The organism is Stenotrophomonas sp. GD04024, from assembly GCF_029837545.1.
GTDB lineage: Bacteria > Pseudomonadota > Gammaproteobacteria > Xanthomonadales > Xanthomonadaceae > Stenotrophomonas > Stenotrophomonas forensis.
The window spans coordinates 1-18741 of the sequence record NZ_JAOEDV010000036.1 but is presented as its reverse complement, the minus strand read 5'-3'; the positions used below and the strand labels follow the sequence as shown (position 1 = coordinate 18741).

21 protein-coding genes and 1 other RNA gene are annotated in these 18741 nt (G+C 67.6%); 7 read left to right on the top strand and 15 right to left on the bottom strand.

All coding sequences use genetic code 11. The annotated features are described in order from the left end of the window. The first annotated feature begins 36 nt into the window (after positions 1-36). The gene (locus N7590_RS12915) at positions 37-1029 is read left to right on the top strand and encodes a YiiG family protein (protein ID WP_164241797.1); all 993 of its coding nucleotides are present in this window, start codon (positions 37-39) and stop codon (positions 1027-1029) included. Positions 1030-1206: 177 nt separating this feature from the next. After that, on the top strand, positions 1207-2139 hold the full coding sequence (locus tag N7590_RS12910; RefSeq protein WP_204275120.1) for a YiiG family protein: 933 nt from the start codon (positions 1207-1209) through the stop codon (positions 2137-2139). Positions 2140-2201: 62 nt separating this feature from the next. On the opposite strand, the gene N7590_RS12905 is transcribed toward N7590_RS12910, so the two are convergent. Beyond that, positions 2202-3074 carry an ion transporter gene (locus N7590_RS12905; RefSeq protein WP_053450704.1) on the bottom strand — a complete coding sequence of 291 codons (873 nt, stop codon included), beginning with the start codon at positions 3072-3074 and terminating at the stop codon, positions 2202-2204. A gap of 63 nt (positions 3075-3137) precedes the next feature. Between N7590_RS12905 and N7590_RS12900 the strand changes: the two genes are divergently transcribed. Next, positions 3138-4364, top strand: a complete 1227-nt coding sequence (locus tag N7590_RS12900) for an acetylornithine transaminase (protein WP_164241799.1) — start codon at positions 3138-3140, stop codon at positions 4362-4364. Positions 4365-4397: 33 nt separating this feature from the next. Here N7590_RS12900 and N7590_RS12895 read toward each other — a convergent pair whose 3' ends face one another. Continuing rightward, the gene (locus tag N7590_RS12895; RefSeq protein ID WP_164241800.1) at positions 4398-5000 is read right to left on the bottom strand and encodes an HAD-IA family hydrolase; all 603 of its coding nucleotides are present in this window, start codon (positions 4998-5000) and stop codon (positions 4398-4400) included. A 122-nt stretch (positions 5001-5122) separates the two neighbouring features. Between N7590_RS12895 and azu the strand changes: the two genes are divergently transcribed. Continuing rightward, positions 5123-5572, top strand: coding sequence for an azurin (gene azu / locus N7590_RS12890; protein ID WP_164241801.1), 450 nt, complete (start codon positions 5123-5125; stop codon positions 5570-5572). Positions 5573-5678: 106 nt separating this feature from the next. Here azu and hemL read toward each other — a convergent pair whose 3' ends face one another. Then, a complete protein-coding gene (gene hemL / locus N7590_RS12885) occupies positions 5679-6968 on the bottom strand; it encodes a glutamate-1-semialdehyde 2,1-aminomutase (protein ID WP_164241802.1) in 1290 nt (429 codons plus the stop codon). Between the two features lie 16 nt (positions 6969-6984). Continuing rightward, positions 6985-7611 carry a thiamine phosphate synthase gene (thiE, locus tag N7590_RS12880; RefSeq protein ID WP_053511081.1) on the bottom strand — a complete coding sequence of 209 codons (627 nt, stop codon included), beginning with the start codon at positions 7609-7611 and terminating at the stop codon, positions 6985-6987. 34 nt (positions 7612-7645) lie between these two features. On the opposite strand from thiE, the gene N7590_RS12875 reads away from it, so the two are divergent. Then, complete coding sequence (locus tag N7590_RS12875; RefSeq protein WP_006467103.1) at positions 7646-7870, top strand: rubredoxin; 225 nt, start codon at positions 7646-7648, stop codon at positions 7868-7870. 67 nt (positions 7871-7937) lie between these two features. Here the strand turns inward: N7590_RS12875 and N7590_RS12870 are convergent, their stop codons facing one another. From N7590_RS12870 to N7590_RS12835, 8 genes are all read right to left on the bottom strand, one after another. Continuing rightward, the gene (locus N7590_RS12870) at positions 7938-8783 is read right to left on the bottom strand and encodes a SirB1 family protein (RefSeq protein WP_164087612.1); all 846 of its coding nucleotides are present in this window, start codon (positions 8781-8783) and stop codon (positions 7938-7940) included. 161 nt (positions 8784-8944) lie between these two features. Further along, complete coding sequence (locus N7590_RS12865; RefSeq protein WP_279935571.1) at positions 8945-9388, bottom strand: DUF192 domain-containing protein; 444 nt, start codon at positions 9386-9388, stop codon at positions 8945-8947. A 20-nt stretch (positions 9389-9408) separates the two neighbouring features. Next, a complete protein-coding gene (gene rpiA, locus N7590_RS12860) occupies positions 9409-10056 on the bottom strand; it encodes a ribose-5-phosphate isomerase RpiA (RefSeq protein WP_006467017.1) in 648 nt (215 codons plus the stop codon). A gap of 22 nt (positions 10057-10078) precedes the next feature. Further along, a complete protein-coding gene (locus tag N7590_RS12855; protein ID WP_053511086.1) occupies positions 10079-10558 on the bottom strand; it encodes an EVE domain-containing protein in 480 nt (159 codons plus the stop codon). Beyond that, positions 10555-11148: a 5-formyltetrahydrofolate cyclo-ligase gene (locus N7590_RS12850; RefSeq protein WP_053511088.1), complete on the bottom strand. Its 594-nt coding sequence runs from the start codon at positions 11146-11148 to the stop codon at positions 10555-10557. Before N7590_RS12850 ends, N7590_RS12855 begins: the two co-directional genes overlap by 4 nt. Positions 11149-11231: 83 nt before the next feature. After that, positions 11232-11417, bottom strand: a non-coding RNA gene (gene ssrS / locus N7590_RS12845) — 6S RNA. Positions 11418-11514: 97 nt separating this feature from the next. Continuing rightward, positions 11515-11811, bottom strand: a complete 297-nt coding sequence (locus tag N7590_RS12840) for a cell division protein ZapA (protein WP_006467013.1) — start codon at positions 11809-11811, stop codon at positions 11515-11517. Continuing rightward, entirely contained in the window at positions 11808-12029 is a 222-nt protein-coding gene (locus N7590_RS12835) for a TIGR02449 family protein (RefSeq protein ID WP_005410898.1), read from the bottom strand. Before N7590_RS12835 ends, N7590_RS12840 begins: the two co-directional genes overlap by 4 nt. A 151-nt stretch (positions 12030-12180) precedes the next feature. Here N7590_RS12835 and N7590_RS12830 point away from each other — a divergent pair, with 151 nt between their 5' ends. Further along, positions 12181-12729, top strand: coding sequence for a UPF0149 family protein (locus N7590_RS12830; RefSeq protein ID WP_164241803.1), 549 nt, complete (start codon positions 12181-12183; stop codon positions 12727-12729). 5 nt (positions 12730-12734) lie between these two features. Beyond that, positions 12735-14057 (top strand): aminopeptidase P N-terminal domain-containing protein, encoded by a 1323-nt coding sequence (locus N7590_RS12825; protein ID WP_154582916.1) that lies wholly within the window; start codon positions 12735-12737, stop codon positions 14055-14057. A gap of 541 nt (positions 14058-14598) precedes the next feature. On the opposite strand, the gene pepQ is transcribed toward N7590_RS12825, so the two are convergent. The 3 genes from pepQ to N7590_RS12810 all read right to left on the bottom strand — a co-directional run bounded on the left by pepQ (position 14599) and on the right by N7590_RS12810 (position 18659). Continuing rightward, on the bottom strand, positions 14599-15930 hold the full coding sequence (gene pepQ / locus N7590_RS12820; protein ID WP_164242492.1) for a Xaa-Pro dipeptidase: 1332 nt from the start codon (positions 15928-15930) through the stop codon (positions 14599-14601). A 75-nt stretch (positions 15931-16005) separates the two neighbouring features. After that, on the bottom strand, positions 16006-16380 hold the full coding sequence (locus N7590_RS12815) for a PilZ domain-containing protein (RefSeq protein WP_053511717.1): 375 nt from the start codon (positions 16378-16380) through the stop codon (positions 16006-16008). Continuing rightward, entirely contained in the window at positions 16377-18659 is a 2283-nt protein-coding gene (locus tag N7590_RS12810) for a DUF1631 family protein (RefSeq protein ID WP_164242493.1), read from the bottom strand. Before N7590_RS12810 ends, N7590_RS12815 begins: the two co-directional genes overlap by 4 nt. Positions 18660-18741: the final 82 nt, after the last annotated feature.

The following is an 18741-nucleotide window of genomic DNA, read 5'->3' as shown; positions in this document are numbered from 1 at the left end:
CGCAGCTGTAATCGTTTTCAACAAGGAAGTGAACGCATGTCACGCACTCTTTCCCACGCGGCGCTGGCCGCGTCGCTGTCATTGATCCTGGGCGCTTGCGGTGGCAAGGCGCCGGCAACCGCGGGTGACGCTGGTCCTTCCGGCAAGCCGGAGGCCAGCACCGCGAACTCCGACGCACAGCAGCAGTTGACCGCAAAACTCAACGCCTACATCGGCTGCTTCAACGCGCTTGATTCGAAAACACACGGCAGCATCGAGTCCTACACGCGCTGGATCAAGGACGTCGACGCCGGCCCGAGCGGGCGCGAGACGCAGGTGTACGGGCCGTTCGAGATCAGCGACTACGACATGAAGCAGTGCGACGCGCCGGTGACCGAAGCGATCGCTGCCAAGCCGGCCCTGGCCGATCTTGATGCCGCTGCTGGCCGGTATCAGCAGGCGCTGAAGGCACTGGTGCCGCTCAGCAAGGACGCGCACGACTACTACGATCGCCAGGACTACGAAGACGACCAGTTTGCCAAGGGCAAGCAGATGCATGCGCCCTTGATGGCCGCCTTCAAGGACTTCGTGGTTGCCAGCGAAACGTTCAACACCGCGCTGGAGCGCCACAACGACGCTGCCCAGCGCGAGCAGCTCAAAGCACTGGAACAGGCCGAGGGGCGCACGCGCGAGTACTACCGTCTGGCGATGATGCTGGAAGCGAAGGCGATCGTGGAGCTGATGACCGATGACGGCTTTGATCAGGCCGCGGCCCGCGAGCACCTGGATGCCTTCAACCGCATTTCCGATGAAGCGCACGCCAAGGTTGCCGACCAGCAGCCGGGCAAGACGGACTGGGAAGGCTTCGAGCGTGGAGCCGAGAATTTCCGCCGCGAAGGCAAGGAGCGGCTGCAGCGTGTCAGCGAGAACAAGCCCTACACCGATTTCGAGCGGCGCATGCTTGATTCGCCCTCGATGGCGCCGCGCGGCTCTGCCAGCAAGCTGATGCAGGAATACAACACGCTCGTTTTCCAGAGCAATCGCCAGTAACCGAGGCGATCATCGCGCCATTTTGTCGTAATCGAACAGGTCGATTGCGACGTAACCCATGGCGGGGCGCCGAAGGGCGGCGTCTTCCGGCGCTGCCGGGACGGGCGTGGGCGCGATGAACCACGATGACTGCAGTTTTTACTTGTGCAAGGAACTGATTTGAACGCATCCACACGCATGCTTCCGTTGCTTCTGCTTGGCTCGCTGGCAGGCCTGGCCGGCTGCAACAAGCCGGCGGGGTTGGCCGTGGCCGACCCCGGGCTGGTAAAGGTCAATGCCTACATCGAGTGCTACAACGGCGTCGAACAGCCCGTTCACGAAGGTTTCCAGGCCTACACCGGCTGGATGAAGGATCCCGAGGCCGGCCCGACCGGCAAGGAAGCGCAACCGCGCTCGCCCGGCAAGGTGCTGTCGCACCGGGTCGAGTATTGCGGCCAGTCGATGACCGACGCACTGGCGAAGACCCCGGCACTGCCGATGGATGGCCCCGCGCGCGACTATCAGCAGGCGTTCCAGGCCCTGAATGCCCTGACCGAGCGCGCCGATGGCTACTTCACCCGTGAAGACTACCGTCGTGATGGGGGCGAAGGCATGCGCGCGCAGCATGCGCCGCTGATGCAGGCCTATGCCGCCTTCTTCAAGGCCAGCGAAGCGATGGATGTGGCGCTGGAGAAGAACGAGAACGAGCGCCGCGCTGCGGAGCTGAAGCGGATCGAGGAAAGCGAGGGTCGCTCGCTGGCCTACTACCACCTGCGCATCCTCGGCGATGGCAAGCAGCTGGCCATGGCGTTCCAGGGGGACGCGCCGGACCTGGCGGTAGTGCGCAAGCAGCTGGCCGAGTATCAGGCGCTGGTGACCGAAGTGCAGAACGGCGGTGTCGGCAAGGACGACCCGATGTGGGGCCACGTGCAGCGCTCGGCCGACAAGCTGGTGCGTACCGCAGGCCGCGGCGTCGAGCGCCTGGAACAGGGAAAGCCGATCAGCCCCGAAGCGCTGGCGGCCGAGCGCAAGGCCTCGGGCAGCTGGCTCACCACCGATCCCGAAGGCGCGCAGTCGACGATCCTGGACGCGTACAACGACCTGGTGACCACCAGCAATCGCATGCGTTGAGGAGGATCCACGCATGGCGTGGATCTACCGAGGGTAGTGCTGGCCGCTGGCCGGCATGTGCCTCAATGGTTGAACGCATCCGGCAGTTCACCGCCGCACCTGCGGCAGTGGCGGGCGTCCGGCTCGTGGCCTTCCAGCCCGCAGTGCGGGCAGCCGCGGGCATCGCGGCGTGCGGCCAGCTCGGCTTCGCGCATGGTGCTGGCCAGTTCGGCGGTGTAGATGCCGGTGGGCACGGCAATGATGCTGTAGCCGATCAGGATCAGCACCGAGGTGACGAAGCGGCCGAGTACGGTCTGCGGCACGATGTCGCCGAAACCGACCGTGGCCATGGTCACCACCGCCCAGTACATGCTGGCCGGAATGTTGCTGAAGCCATGTTCCGGCCCTTCGATAACGTACATCAGCGCGCCAGCGATGATGGTGATGGTGATCACCGTGAACAGGAACACCAGCACCTTGCGCCGGCTGCGCCACAGCGACGTCATCAGCACGCCGCTTTCCTCGATGTAGCGGGTCAGCTTGAGGATGCGGAACACGCGCAGGATGCGCAGCGCGCGCACCACCAGCAGGCTCTGCGCGCCGGGAATGAACATCGACAGGTAGGCGGGCAGGATCGACAGCAGGTCGATGATGCCCCAGATGCTTACCGCGTAGCGCAGCGGGCGCTTGACCACCGCCAGCCGCAGCAGGTACTCGGCGGTGAAGATGATCGTGAACGCCCATTCCAGGATGTACAGGCCGGTGGACCATTCGGCATGCAGGTGCTGCACGCTGTCGATCATCACCACCAGGATGCTGGCGATGATCGCCACCACCAGGATCAGGTCGAAATTGCGCGAAGGCCGCGAGTCGTGGCGGTAGATGATGTCGAACCACCGACGGCGCCAGCCGGTCTCGGTGGCGGGGTTCAGCTGGGGGGCGGAAAACGGTCGCATGGGCGCATTGTGCCGCAGGGGTTCCGGCGCGAGAATGGGGATTCCTGAATCCTGCCGACTGCCATGACCGCCGCGACCGATCCGCTGATCTCCCTTTCGCACTACTACCTGCCGGTCTACAAGCCCCGCCAGGTGGTACTGGAGCGAGGCCAGGGCGCCCGCGTGTGGGACAGCCAGGGCCGTGAGTTCATCGACCTGGCCGCCGGCATCGCCGTGTGTGGCCTGGGCCACAACGACCCGGACCTGGTGGCCGCGCTGGTCGAGCAGGCCGGCAAGCTCTGGCACACCAGCAACGTGTTCTACAGCGCACCGCCGCTGCACCTGGCCGAAGAGCTGGTGAAGGCCAGCCGCTTCGCCGAGCGCGTGTTCCTGTGCAATTCCGGCGCCGAAGCCAACGAAGTGGCGATCAAGATGGTGCGCAAGTGGGCCTCCAGCCAGGGCCGCCCGGCCGACAAGCGGGTGATCATCACCTTCCGTGGCAGCTTCCACGGCCGCACGATGGGCGCGGTGACCGCCACGGCCCAGCCGAAGTACCAGGAAGGCTACGAGCCACTGCCCGGTGGCTTCCGCTACATCGATTTCAACGATGAAGTGCAGCTGGAAACCGCGATGGCCGCCGGTGACGTGGCAGCGGTGATGCTGGAGCCGATCCAGGGCGAGGGCGGCGTGATGCCGGCCAGGTCCGGTTTCCTCAAGCGCGTGCGCGAACTGTGCGACCAGCACAACGCACTGCTGGTGCTGGACGAGATCCAGGCCGGCATGGGCCGCACCGGCACGCTGTTCGCGCACTGGCAGGACGATGTGGTGCCGGACATGGTTACCCTGGCCAAGGCACTGGGCGGTGGTTTCCCGATCGGCGCGATGCTGGCCGGCCCGAAGGTGGCCGAGACCATGCAGTTCGGCGCGCACGGCACCACCTTCGGTGGCAACCCGCTGGCCGCGGCGGTCGCTCGTGTGGCCCTGCGCAAGCTGGCCTCGGCGGAGATCGCCGCCAACGTCAGCCGCCAGTCGAAGGCGCTGCGCGATGGCTTCGCCCGTATCAACGACGAGTTTGGCGTGTTCAGCGAGGTGCGTGGCCGTGGCCTGATGCTGGGCGCGGTGCTGAGCAAGGACTTCGCCGGCCAGGCCGGTGCCATCCTCGACCATGCCGCCGAGCAGGGCCTGCTGACCCTGCAGGCCGGCCCGGACGTGCTGCGCTTCGTGCCGTCGCTGAACATCACCGACGAAGAAGTGGCCGAAGGCCTGAAGCGCCTGCGCGCGGCGATTGCCGCGTTCATCGCCACGCGCTGATCCTCGGCTGTAGAGCCGGGCCGATGCTCGGCTCTACAGGATTGCGTAGCGCTTCAACACCTTCCCCAACCCGCGGCCGTCGCGCACCGTTTCGGCGTGCAGGCCGGCCGCGCGCGCGCCGCGCACGTTGGCGAAAAGATCATCGATGAACAAGGTGCGCGCAGGCGCAACCTGCAGTACCTCGAGCACGCGCTGGAACACCCTTGGCTGCGGTTTGCGCAGGCCGAAATCGGCACTGCAGAACACGCGGTCCTGCAGCGCCGGAAACAGGTCCGGCAGCAGGGCGGGCAATGCCTGCACCATCAGCGCGCCGTTGTTGGTCAGTACCGCCATTGGTAGTTGCAGGGCCTGCAGCCGCTGCAGCACGGCCACCTGCGGATGGCTGGCGGCCTGCCGTGCAGCCACCCAGGCGGCCACATCGAGCGTCGTGCCCAGAAGCCCGCCAAGCTGCGCCAGATAGGTTGGGCCATCCAGCGCGCCACGGTCATGCGCGGCGTCCAGCCCGCTGTCGTACAGCGCGGCCTGCACGGCCTGCGGGGAAACGTCCAGCGCCTGCGCCAGGTGCAGCACGCGCTGCGCGCGCTGGTACTGAACCAGCACGCCATCCACATCCAGCAGCAACAGGTCGATCCGCATCGGCCGAGCATGCCATTGCCATGGATGCGCGCAAACCCTGGAGCGTGCATGCGACAGACGGTCGCAGACGGGAGCGCATGGGCCTGCCTAGAATGGCGCTTGAATCCGCAGGAGATGCAGCGATGAAGGCTTGGACGGTGGCAGTGGGACTGGGTGCGCTGATGCTGGCGCCATCAGCGATGGCGCGGGTCTGTGCGGTGAGCATCGACAGCACCGACCAGATGAGCTTCAGCAGCCGCGAGATCAAGGTTGCCGCCGACTGCAGTGCCGTGGACCTGACCCTGCGCCACACCGGCAAGCTGGCCGCCACCGCGATGGGGCACAACTGGGTGCTGACCCGCACGGCCGACTACCAGCCGGTGGCGATGGCGGGCATGCGCATGACCCTGGCCGACAGCTACCTGCCGAATGCCGACAAGCGCGTGCTGGCCCACACCAAGGTCATTGGAGGTGGCGAGACCACGCGCGTGCGCTTCTCCACCCAGGGCCTGCAGAAGGGCGGCGACTACACCTTCTTCTGCTCGTTCCCCGGCCACTTCGCGATGATGAAGGGCAAGCTCGTCTTCGGTTGATGCCGTCTGTAGAGTCGAGCCATGCTCGACTGCTCTGTGCCAACCAAGGTTGGCACCTACCAGATGCGGCAGTGCCAACCAAGGTTGGCACCTACCGGGGCAGCACTCAGCCCTTGGCGGCCTTGAATGCCACGCGTGCAGCGGCCAGCGTCGCCTCGATCACGGCATCGTCGTGGGCGCTGGACAGGAAACCGGCCTCGTAGGCGGATGGTGCCAGGAACACGCCCTGTTCCAGCATCGCGTGGAAGAAGCGGTTGAACGCCGGGATGTCGCAGGCGGTGGCCTGCGCATAGGTCTCCACCTTTTCGCTGGTGAAGAACAGCCCGAACATCGCGCCCACGCGGGTGGTGGTCACCGTCACGCCAGCGTCAGCGGCTGCCGCTTCAAGGCCCGCGCACAGGCGCGCGGTGCGCTCGGCGAGGTCGGCATGGAAGCCCGGCTGCTGGACAAGTTCCAGCATCGCCAGGCCGGCGGCCATTGCCACCGGGTTGCCGCTCAGCGTGCCAGCCTGGTAGATCGGGCCGGCCGGGGCGATCTGCTGCATCAGCTCGCGGCGACCGCCATAGGCGCCCACCGGCATGCCGCCGCCGATGATCTTGCCGAAGGTGGTCAGGTCCGGGGTGATGCCGTAGTGCGCCTGCGCACCGCCAAGGGCAACGCGGAAGCCGGTCATCACCTCGTCGAAGATCAGCAGCGCGCCATGCTTCGTGCACAGTTCGCGCAGGTGCTGCAGGTAACCCTCGCGCGGGGGAATGCAGTTGGCGTTGCCGACCACCGGTTCGATGATCAGGCCGGCGATGTCGTCACCCTGCTGTTCGAACAGTGCGGTGGCCGCGTCGAAGTCGTTGTAGGGCAAGGTCAGGGTCAGCTCGCTCAGCCCGGCCGGAACACCCGGTGAGGTCGGCACGCCCAGGGTCAGCATGCCGCTGCCGGCCTTGACCAGGAACGAGTCGCCGTGGCCGTGGTAGCAGCCTTCGAACTTGACGATGCGGTTGCGGCCGGTGGCGCCGCGCGCCAGGCGGATCGCCGACAGCGTGGCTTCGGTGCCGGAGTTGACCATGCGCACCATCTCGCACGACGGCACCAGGCGGGTGATGGTCTCGGCCATGGTCACTTCGGCCGCGCACGGTGCGCCGAACGAGAGGCCGTTGTCGATGGCCTTCTTCACCGCCTGGCGCACCGCCGGGTGGTTGTGGCCGACGATCATCGGGCCCCAGGAACCGACGTAGTCGATGTAGCGGTTGCCGTCGACGTCGTACAGGTAGGCGCCGTCGGCGCGCTCGACGAAGAACGGCTCGCCGCCGACCGACTTGAACGCGCGCACCGGCGAATTGACGCCGCCCGGCAGCAGCTGCTGGGCGCGGGAGAACAGGGCGTGGGACTGGTCGTGGTTCATGGGGCTTTCCTGGGTGTTACGCGAACTGGGCGAGGAGGGCGTGCTGGGTTGCGACCGGGTCTTCGGCGGCGAACACGCTGCTGACCACGGCGACCAGATCGGCGCCGGCGTCGATGATGGGACCGACATTGTCCGGGGTCAGCCCGCCGATCGCCACCCGCGGCACGCCCAGTGCGGCGCTTTGCCGCAGCAGATCGGGGTGGGCGCGGCTGGTGGTGATCTTGGTGGTGGTGGGGAAGAAGGCGCCAAAGGCCACATAGCTGGCGCCGGCGGCCACGGCCTTTTCTGCATTGGCCAGCTGGTCGTAGCAGGAGGCGCCGATGATGGCCTCGGGCCCCAGCAGGGCACGCGCGCTGGGGATGTCGCCGTCGGTGCCGCCCAGATGCACGCCGGCCGCGCCGACTGCTTTGGCCAGCAGCGGGTCGTCATTGATGATCAGCGGTACGCCATGGGCAGCGCACAGGCCCTGCAGGGCAGTGGCCTGCTCCTGCCGCAGGGCGTCACTGGCGGTCTTGTTGCGGTACTGCAGCCAGGTGGCGCCGGCGGCCAGCAGCGGCGCGGTGCGTACCAGCAGGCGTGCGGTATCGGGTTCATCCGGGGTGATCAGGTAGACGCCGCGGGGCGCCGGGGAAGCTGAAGTCATCGATGGCTACCGGTGAGTGGACCGCAATGGGACAATGGCGGCCCGTGAATCCAGCCCTGATTATCCGATGAGCGATGCCACCCCCACCACCTTGCGTACCTGGATGTGCGTGGTCTGCGGCTTCCTGTACAGCGAAGCGGACGGCTTGCCGGAGGAGGGCATCGCGCCGGGCACGCGCTGGGAGGACATTCCCGAGACCTGGACCTGCCCGGACTGCGGGGTGACCAAGGCCGATTTCGAGATGGTCGAGGTCGATTGACCGGACCTTCCAGTGGGTGTGGACCGTTGGGGTGGGTGCGGACCGTTGGTCCGCACACCTGATAGAATCAATGCAGCCGCGGCATCGGCCCGCCGAGGTCGATCAGCTTGTCCCGCAGCCACTGCGCATCGCTCGCCTCGGGGTTGCGCTTCAGGTACTGGCCCAGGTCATGACGGGCCCCGGCTAGGTACTCCAGCTGCAGGTAGGCCAGGCCGCGGTCGCGCAGGGCGTCGTCCTGTTCCGGGGCCAGCTTGAGCAGCCGGTCGGCACTGCGTGCGGCGCGGTCCCATTCGCCGGCCTCGGCATAGACGCCATGCAGGTTGCGCAGCATGCGCATCAGGATCGCGCGCGCCGGCGCGGGGTCGAGGATCTGCGCCAGCACCTGGTCGTCGGGCATCTGCCCGCCCAGGTGTGACTTGGCCCGCTCGCGCAGTTCGTCCACGTCCAGTGGCCGGCCGCCGTTGAACGGGTCCATCACCAGCACGCCGTCATCCACCGGCAGGCGCACCAGGAAGTGGCCGGGGAAAGATACGCCATCAAGGGGAATACCCAGCCGGCGCGAGACTTCCATCTGCACCAGGGCCAGCGAGATCGGATTGCCCAGGCGGCGCTCGAACACCTGGTTGAGGTAGCTGTTGCGCGGGTCGTAGTACTCGTCGTGGTCGCCGCTGTAGCCCAGCTCGTCGAACAGGTGGCGGTTGATCGCCGCCATCTTCAACGGGCTGTTGTCGATGGCCTCCACTTCCGAGCGGAGGTGGTCGACATGGCTCTGGATCAGCGCGTCATAGGTGGACGGCTGCAGATCGGGGTATTCATCGCGCGCGATCAGCAGCGCGGTCGGCAACAGCGGCAGCGCCTCGTCTTCGAGGTCGGCCAGTGCATCCCAGTCGGGGAGTGTGATCCGGTCCTGCATGGTCACAGACTGGCGTCATTCGCAGACGGTTTCAAGCGGTGCCGCGTGAAAAATTCAGGGGTCAGATCCCTTTCGCGTGCGGAAGGGATCTGACCCCTGCAGGGTTGCCGGCCAGCGGCCGGCACTACCGCGGGTGCCGGGCGCAGCCCGGCAGAACCCTGTTACTCGATGCCCGGGCCGAAGGTCAGCGCGGTGCCGTCCTTCAGCTTCAGCTTTTCGGCCTGGCCGGCGTTGAGTTCCAGCACGTAGCGCGCCGGGCCGCCGCTGGGGTACGGCGGACACATGTCGCCGGCCGAGCACGGCGGCACGTCGCGCTGCTGGGTGACCAGTTTGCGTTCGTTGTCGAAGTACAGGATGTCCAGCGCGATCTTGGTGTTCTTCATCCAGTACGCCTGCATCTCTTCGCGGTCGTGGACGAACAGCATGCCGTGGTCGGCCGCCATCTGGTCGCGGAACATCAGCCCGCGCGCGCGGGTTTCATCGTTGGTGGCCAGCTCGACCTGGTAGCGGGCGCCGTCCAGCTCGACCCAGTGGCGGGCCGCGTCGGTGGCGCAGCCGGCCAGGGCCAGCAGCGGAAGCATCAGCAGCGAACGCAACAGCGACATCGTCAGGATCCTTGGAAGGGTCAGAGCACGACCGGCGGCTCGCCGCCGACGATCACCACGTCGGCGCGACGGCGCGCGAACAGGCCGACGCAGACCACGCCCGGCAGCTGGTTGAGCTCGCGCTCCAGCTTCTCCGGATCGGTGATCTGCAGGTTGTGGATGTCCAGGATCTGGTTGCCGTTGTCGGTGACCACGCCTTCGCGCCAGGTCGGCTGGCCGCCGGTCATGTCGCGGATCTGGCGGGCGACCAGGCTGCGCGCCATCGGGATCACTTCCACCGGCAGCGGGAAACCGCCCAGCACCGGCACCTGCTTGCTCGGGTCGACGATGCAGATGAAGCGCTCGCTGGCCTCGGCGATGATCTTCTCGCGGGTCAGCGCGGCACCACCGCCCTTGATCAGGCACTTGTTCGGGTCGCACTCGTCGGCGCCGTCCACGTACAGCGACAGGTTGCCGCTGTGGTTCAGTTCGATCACTTCGATGCCGTGCTGCTTCAGGCGCGCGGTGCTCTGCTCGGAACTGGACACCGCGCCCTTGATGCGGTGCTGGATGCGGGCCAGGGCATCGATGAAATAGGCCACGGTGGACCCGGTGCCGACACCGACGATCATGCCGTCTTCGACGTATTCGATGGCTTTCTCGGCGGCCAGGCGCTTGGCTTCGGACATGGGAGAACTCTCAGGCAGGGAATCAGGATTTCTTTTCCAGCGACAGCAGCAGCTTCCACTGCGTGGCGGTCACCGGGAACACCGACAGGCGATTGCCCTTGGCAACCAGCGGGAAGCCTTCGCCGAGTTCGTCGGCGTGCAGCTTGATCTCGTCCAGCGCGATCACCTGCTTGAGCTTGCGGTCGAAGGCCACGTCCACCAGCATCCAGCGCGGGTTCTCGCGCGTGCTCTTGGGGTCGTGGTAGCCGGATGCCGGGTCGAACTGGGTGTCGTCCGGATAGGCCGCGCTGGCCACCGTGGCCAGGCCGACGATGCCCGGCACCTTGGTATTGGAGTGATAGAACAGGATGCCGTCGCCGACCTGCATGCCATCGCGCATGAAATTGCGCGCCTGGTAGTTGCGCACCCCGTTCCAGGGTTCGACCTTGACCTTGGCCAGGTCATCGATGGAGAAGGCGTCCGGTTCGGACTTCATCAGCCAGTAGCGCTTGCGGGCGGTCATGCGTTCACGGGGGCAGCGGAGGGGAACAGGGTGCCGCCTTCGGTGCAGATCGCATCCACCGGCACGTCCCACGACGCCACCGGCAAGGACTCGACCTGCTGCACCGCGAACGCCGCACCGACCAGCCAGGGCGGCGCCGGCCGGTCATGGCGGAAGGCGAAGCTGCGATCATACCAGCCGCCCCCCATGCCCAGCCGCCGGCACTGCGGGTCGAAGCCCACCAGCGGGGTCACCACCAGCGCCATCTGCGCCGGTTCCAGCGTGTCTGCCAGCGCCACGTCGGGCTCGGGGATGCCGTAACGGTTGCTGGTCAGCGGTTGGCCGGGGCGCCACGGTGCGAAGCGCAGCACGTCGCCGGCCAACACCGGCAGGCAGTAGGTGAGGCCTTCGGGCAACTGCAGCTGCCAGCGGTGCAGGGCGATTTCACCGTCCAGCGCCCAGTAGCCGGCCACGGCGCCTTCGCGCGGCGCGAACGGCAATGCGAGCAGGGCATCGGCAAGTGATTGGGCGGCGGCGATGCGCTCAGCGGCGGAAAGGTCGCGGCGGCGTTGCCGCAGGTCGTGGCGCAGGGCCTGGCGCGGGTCGGTCATGGCGGCGTGCGGCAAGGATCAGCCGCCATTGTGCCGCAAAGAACAAGGGCGACGCCCGAAGACGCCGCCCTTGCTGGAATATTGCATTCTCCGCAATGTCGATGCATGCGAAACGACCTTGAACCCGGGGGCTCAAGTGGGAACGCTGGAGAACCATCGGGCTTCCCGCTACAAGGCGGACCTGCACTCCCGGCGCTGTCGCGCTCCCGGTGTCGTTCTTAAGGGACAAGGCGAATGTTTGCACATGCCGTCGAGTACCGCAGAGAACGCGTGGCCATTATAGCCAGCGCGCAGGATCTGGATAGGCCGTTCGTCGGCAACAGTCCGTGCCAATTCAGATATGAGAAGACGCGTTGTGCGCGTTCTTCAGGCGCCGCCGTCGATCGCGCGGTCCAGGCGCCGGTTCAGATCGGCCAGCGTCTGCTGCAGCGCCACTGCCTGGCGGGCGTTCTCGTCGCGCAGCAGTTGCAGTTCATGGGCCAGGTTCAACGCGGCCAGTACCGCCACGCGGTCCACGGCGGCCATGCGGTTGCTGCCGCGGATCTCGCGCATGCGGGCATCGAGCAGGCGCGCGGCGGCCATCAGGCTGTCGCGTTCATCGCCACCGACGCCCACGGTGTATTCACGATCGAGGATGCGGACACTGACCGGTTCGGCACTCATGTGTGCTGCTCCAGGGATTTGAGCCGGCTGATCATTGCTTCCACCCGCGAGCGTGCCTGCTCGTTCTTGGCCAGCAGCGTGGAACGCTCGGCCACCAGCTGTTCCTGCTGGTGGCGCAGGCTGCGGTTCTCCTCGGCCAGGCGCTGGTTGCGTTCAAGCAACGCCTCCACGCGGGCGGCGAAGTCCTGCAGCTGGGCAAGGGGATCGGCGGGTTCCATGCGGGCACGATAGGCAAGCCGGGCAAGGGCGGTCAAGCGTTGTCGCAGCAAGGCCGGACGGCCACGGGGAGGAGGCCGTCGGATTGCTACACTACGGGGTCTCACGGGCGCGCCGGCGCGCCCCGGGTTTCCTTTCCGAACGAGCCGCACGATGACTGAACTTCCCTCCGTCGACGACGTTAACCGCGCCAGCCAGGAACTGGGCCTGGGCGCCACCGCCGCCGAGCTGCACGGCGCACTGTGCGGCTGGCTGGCCGCCGGCGGCGCCCCCGGCAACGACTGGCCGGCGCGCGTGCTGGCCGACGACAACCTGTCGCCGGTGGCCGCCGACAGCGTGCTGGGCCAGCTGCTGCAGGTCACCATCAAGCAGCTGGAAGACCGCGACTTCGCCTTCGAGCTGTTGCTGACCGACAGCGACGACGTGGCCGCGCAGGCCGATGCCATGTTCAGCTGGACCCGCTCGTTCCTGGGCGGTTTCGGCCTAGGCAGCGGCGGTCGTCGCCCGACCCTGTCCGAAGAGGGCGAAGAGGCGCTGACCGACATGGCCAGCCTGGCCCGTGCCTCCAGCGAGGATTTCGAGGCCGGTGGCGATGACGACGACGACGCCCTGTCGGAGATCGAGGAATTCATCCGCGTGGCGGTGCTGCTGCTGCACGGCGACGTGGTGCTGGCCTCGCGCCATCGGCAGCGCCTGAACTGATGGATATCAAGCAGCGCACCGGCATCGCGGCCGGCGAGTACAAGCGTCGCCGCCGCCAGCTGATGGACATGGCCGGCGAGGACGCGATCCTGGTGCTGCCGGCTGCGGCGGAGAAGGTGCGCAGCCTCGATACCCATTATCCGTTCCGGCAGGATTCGGACTTCCAGTACCTGAGTGGCTTCCCCGAGCCGGAAGCGGTGCTGGTGCTGATTCCCGGCCGTCGCCATGGCGAGGCCATCCTGTTCTGCCGCGAGCGTGATGCCGAGCGCGAGGCCTGGGACGGCAGCCGGGCCGGCCAGGAAGGCGCGGTGGCGCAGTTCGGCATGGACGACGCTTACCCGATCGATGATCTGGACGACATCCTGCCGGGCCTGCTGGAAGGGCGTTCGCGCGTCTACTACCACTTCGGCCGCGACGCGGATTTCGACCTGAAGCTGATCGGCTGGGTCAACCGCGTGCGCTCACAGGTGCGCCATGGCGCGCAGCCGCCGCATGAGTTCCTGGAGCTGGGCCACCTGCTGCACGAACAGCGCCTGTTCAAGTCCGGTGCCGAAGTGGCGCTGATGCAGCACGCCGCGCAGATCAGCGTGCGCGCCCATCTGGCGGCGATGAAGGCGGCCAAGGCGGGAATCCACGAGTACGAGCTGCAGGCCGAGCTGGAACGCGTGTTCCGCGCCAATGATGCCGTTCCGGCGTACTGCAGCATCGTCGGTGCAGGCCGCAACGGCTGCATCCTGCACTACCGCGACAACAACGCGCGGTCGCGTGATGGCGAGCTGGTGCTGATCGATGCCGGTGCCGAGTACCGCGGCTACGCCAGCGACATCACCCGCACCTTCCCGGTGAATGGCCGCTTCAGTGCCGAACAGCGCGCGCTGCACGACCTGGTCGGTGAGGCACAGGCCGCGGCACTGGCGCAGGCGAAGCCGGGCGTGCCGTACGAGAGCGGCCACCTGGCGGCGGTGCAGACCCTGACCGAGGGCCTGCTGCGGCTGGGTCTGCTGAAGGGAACCCTGGAAAAGAACCTGTCCGAAGGCCTGTACCAGCGCTTCTACCGGCACAAGACCGGGCACTGGATCGGGCTGGATGTGCACGACGTGGGCGATTACCGCCTGGCCGGTGATTCGCGCCTGCTGGAGCCGGGCATGGCGTTCACCATCGAGCCGGGGTTGTACATCGGCGTGGACGACACGACGGTGGAGCCACGCTGGCGCGGTATCGGCATCCGCACCGAGGATGACGTGCTGATCACCGATGACGGCCATCGCGTGTTGACCGAAGGCCTGGCGCGCAGCGCCGACGAGATCGAAGCGGTGATGGCGGGGTAAGGGGTTTCGGCAGGGCTTGCAGCCCTGCACCCGCTCGATGCAACGGCAAGTGCAAAAGCCGAAGCGGCATTCCGTGGGATGGCGGGGCACTGTGGGTTTGCGGGGACGCCGTAAACCCATCCATGGGGGCTTGGTCGCCGCATCCATGCGGCTCACACCCCGCAAACCCACAGTGCCCCGCCTTCGACAGGTTCCTGCGGCTGTTGGTGGGTGCCGACCGTTGGTCGGCACATCTGTCAGATATCGAATGAATCATCCACGCATGGCGTGGATCTACTGGCCACTGCGGCTTTTGGTGGGTGTCGACCTTGGTCGACACGGAGCGAGCGCAGCGAGCGACCCGCTTTTGCTTTTCTATTTTCTTTTCCGTGGTTGGACGCGCGCAGGAAACTGTCAAAGGCCGGGCGGGGTGGGTTTGCAGGACCGTTGGCGCCATGGATGGCGCCATCGAGCCCCCATGGATGGGTTCACGGCGTCCCCCGCGAACCCACCCCGCCCCGCAAAGCGCGGCTTTTGATCCAGCATCCAACCACGAGGGGGCTCAGCCGTTGGCCGCTGCAAACTCCGGCCGCGTCAGGTTGTCCGCCTCGCCCTCGGTGCACAGCACTTCGTCCTCGATGCGGATGCCGCCATACGGACGGAAGAAGTCCACGCGGTCCCAGTTGATCGCATCGCCATGGCCGGCGTCCTTCACTTCGTTCAACAGCATGTCGATGAAGTACAGGCCCGGTTCGATGGTCACCACCATGCCCGGCTCCAGCACGCGGGTCAGGCGCAGGTAGGGATGCCCCGCCGGGCGCTCGACGCGGCCGCCTTCGTCGCTGGCCGCGAAACCGGCCACGTCGTGCACCTGCAGGCCGATCAGGTGGCCGATGCCGTGCGGGAAGAACGCGGCGCTGACGCCGGTCTCCACGGCGGTCTGCGGCGACACCTTGATGACGCCGAAGTCCCTCAGTACGCCCATCAGCGAGAGATGCGCGTCCACGTGCAGCTGCTTGTAGTCGAAGCCGGCGCGCACCGCCGCACACATCTTCTGCTGGGCGGCATCGACGGCGGCGATCATCGCGGCGAACTCGTCGTGGCCGTGCGCGGCGTAGGTGCGGGTGATGTCGCTGGCGTAGCCCTGCGCGCTGGCGCCGGCATCGATCAGGAAGCTGCGCAGCGGCTGCGGCGCCTTGCGGCCCAGCTCGGTGTAGTGCAGCACGGCGGCGTGTTCGTTCAGCGCGACGATGTTGCCGTACGGCAGTTCATTTGCATCCTGGCCCACGGCCTGGCAGTAGGCCATGTGGATGCTGAATTCGTCGGCGCCATTGCGGAATGCGGCCTCGGCGGCGCGATGGCCACGCACGCCGAGCACCTGCGCCTGGCGCATCAGCGCGATTTCATACGGCGTCTTGTAGGCGCGGTGCCATTCCAGGTAGTTCACCACCGGCGCCGGGTTATTCGGCACGAATGCACCCAGCGTGCTCTGCGGCTCGCCGAGGATCGCGCAGCGCGACGGGTCGGCCGGCAGCAGCGCCAGCGCTTCTTCGGGGGTGCGGATGATGTGGATGTCGAAGTGCTCCACCCACCAGCCGCTCGGTGCATCCGGCACCACGTGCCAGTAATCGAAGGGCTGGTGGAAGATCACCGCCGGGCGCTTGCCGGGCGTGAACACGATCCAGCTGTTCGGTACGCGGGTGAGCGGCAGCCACGCCTTGAACTGCGGATTCACCGCGTACGGGTAGTCGCGATCGTCGAACACCTGGTAGTGCAGGGTGCCACTGGGCACCACCAGGTGATCGAAGCCGCCGCGGGCCAGCGCCTGTTCGGCGCGCCGGCACAGCACGGCCAGGTGGTCGGAATACAGGGCGCCGGGGTCTTGCTGGATCATTGCGGTGGCTCGACACGGAAAACGGCCCTAGATTCTGCCGCATACCGCGAAAAACCGCTGTGCCGGAACCGGCACTCAGGCCGTCGAAACCGGTCCCTCGTCGCTGTCTTCGCCCACCCACTGGCGCAGCAGCTGCCGATGTTCGCGTGACAGGGTGAGGAAGCGGAAGCCGGTCCAGCTCTGTCCCGGCACGTGCGCCGGTTCGCTCCACAGCAGGTGCACGCCCACGTCGATGGCTTCCTGGCGGCCATCGGCCATCGGCAGCGGAAATCGCAGCTGGTACAGCGCATCCTCGCGCAACGGCACGCTGGCCAGCATCAGCATGCCGGTTTCAGAGACGTTGCCGAGGCGGCCCACTACGCTGTCGCGCATCTGGTCGGTCACCGGCACCAGGTCCGAGACCTGGCGGCGCGGTGCGCGACGGGTGTCCTGTGGCGGCTGGGTGTTCATGCAGGGGTTTTCCGGCTGTGGCCAGCGGCCAGCGCACGCAGCGCATCGAGGCTGGCCTGCCAGGCACGATCAACCAGGCGGCCCTTGTCTTCGGTGACCAGCTGCGCGCGGCCGGCGCTGAGCTGGCGGGCGAGGGTATCCAGGTCGGTATCGGCGATCTTCTGTCCGCGTGGATTGACCATCAGCGCATTGCCGGTCAGCAGGCTGTACCACGACAGGCGCTGGCGGCGCAGCGTGCCATCGCCGGTGTCGATGTCGAACCAGCTGCCGAACGGCAGGGTGGACAGCTGTTGGTAGGCGGCTTCTTCGGCACTGCTGCGTGGCTCGGCGGGCGCGCCTGCGCTGGACGTGCCGGCATGCTCGCCCAGTCGCGCGCGTGCTTTCAGGCGTGCGCTGAGTTCGGTACGCGATGTGCTTTCGTCCTCGCCGCCGGGCGTGGCCAGGCGGCGCGCGACAGCGGCAGCTTCCTCGGCGTGGTAGCCGACCTGCACCAGCGCCGCTTCCACCTCGGTGGCCAGCGCAGCGTCGGTGCCATCGGCAGCGTCCGCGGCCTGGGCGGTCACCGCCGCGATGCGCTGGGTCTGCTGCAGGCGCTCCTGCCACTGCGGTGAATCGTCACCATGGCGCAGGCGGGTCAATGTCAGGGCGTCGGCCCACGCCTGGCGCAGCAGGGTCTGCACGAAGCGTGGCGGCGCCTGCGTATCGCAGCACTGGTCGATCTGTGCGCTGGCCTGGCGTCGTGCCAGGTCCAGGCGTTCCTTGCCGCGCGCGGCCTCGACGTGGCGGCGCTCGGCCAGCTCGGCGCGATGGGCGGCCGCGCGCTGGTGCTGCTGCACGTCTTCATTGGCGGCAGCGAAGGCCTCGGGCGTGCGCGCATCCTGGCCGAGCAGCCCCTGCACGCTCTGCGCCATGCGCTGCAGCAGTTGGGGGTCGACGTCATCATCGCCGAGCCAGTGGGCGCCGGCTTCGGCGATCTGGTTGAGCAGTTCGCGGGCGGGGTGCTCGTCACGCACGAAGAAGCCTGGGTCGGCCATGGCCGCGCGCGCCAGCGGCACCTGCAGGCGCGCCAGCAGCGCGGCCGGTACCGGGTCGGGACGTTGCTGCTGCTGTACCTGCTGCATCAGCAGGCGCAGCAGGTCGAGATTGTCGCGGTCGTGGCTGCCCAGCTGGGCCTGCGCGCCGTGTTCGCTGCGCAGCTGGGCGACCACCGCAGTCTGCAGGTCGGCAAGGCCGGTAGCGGCACTGGACTGGGCCTGCAGGCGAGCGAGCACCGCATCCACGGCGGCGCTGGGTACCGCAGCGGACTGCGTGGGCGCGGTACTGGCGTGCCGGGCCTGCTGCAGCAGGTCGTGCAACGCGCTGCCGGTGGAGGTGGTGAGCCCAGGCACGGCGGTGTCGCGGCCACCGGCGTCGCTGACCGCTTCCTGCACCAGGTTCGACCACGAGCCCGACGGTGCCGATCCGTTCCAGCCGGTCAGCGGCGCTGCGGGGGCGCGCTTGGCCGGCTGCGTCGCGCGGCCACCGCCGACGGAGTGGGTGATGATGCGTCGCGTGCTCGACGAACGGGCCAGGTAGGGCGTGTAGACCAGGCCGGGCAGAACGCCGTGCTGGGCCAGCAGCGCATTGGCGCGGTCGAGCACATCGCCCAGCCGTTCCAGCACCTGGCGCTCGAAGCTGCGATACAGCGCCAGCTGTACGTCGGCGCCGAGGGTGTCCTGCTCCGCGAGCCGGCGCACCATCGCGCACAATGCCTGCGGCGCCAGCGGCAGCGCGTCGGCCTCGAATGCCGGCGCCGCCGCCAGCACGCCCAGCCGTTGCCCGAGCAGGTTCAGGGTATTGGTCGAGCGCAGGGTTTCGCGCCGGATCATCTCGGTCAGCAGCAGGTCGCGGTCGACGTCATGCTCGGCCACCAGCGACAGCCCCAGCACGCCGGGCAGCGGCGGCGGGGTGGCCCCGGCGGTGGCTGCAGTCGCAGGCTCGCGCAGGCGTGCCAAGGCCTCGGCAACGGCATCCAGCATCCGGTCGGGGAAGTGACCGGCAAAGGCATGCAGTTGTCCGCGCTGGGCCATCAGTTCGGCCTGCTGCAGCGGATTGCGCGCGCGATCGGCGTCGTGCAGCAGGGTCTGTTCCAGCGCTTCGACGGTCAGGATCAGCGGCGCGGCCAGGGTCTGCCGGCACAGGCCGATCAACGCGCCCAGCAGTTCGCGCACCCGCGGCGGCAGGTCGGCCGCGGCCAGGCGGGCCTTGTCGGCAGGGGTGGGGGAAAAAACAGCTGACATCGGCGAGCGGTACCCGGATTCCCGCGGATCGATCTGGTGAATCTACCGTGTCGGCCGATGTCGGCGCTACTTTAGGGTGAAT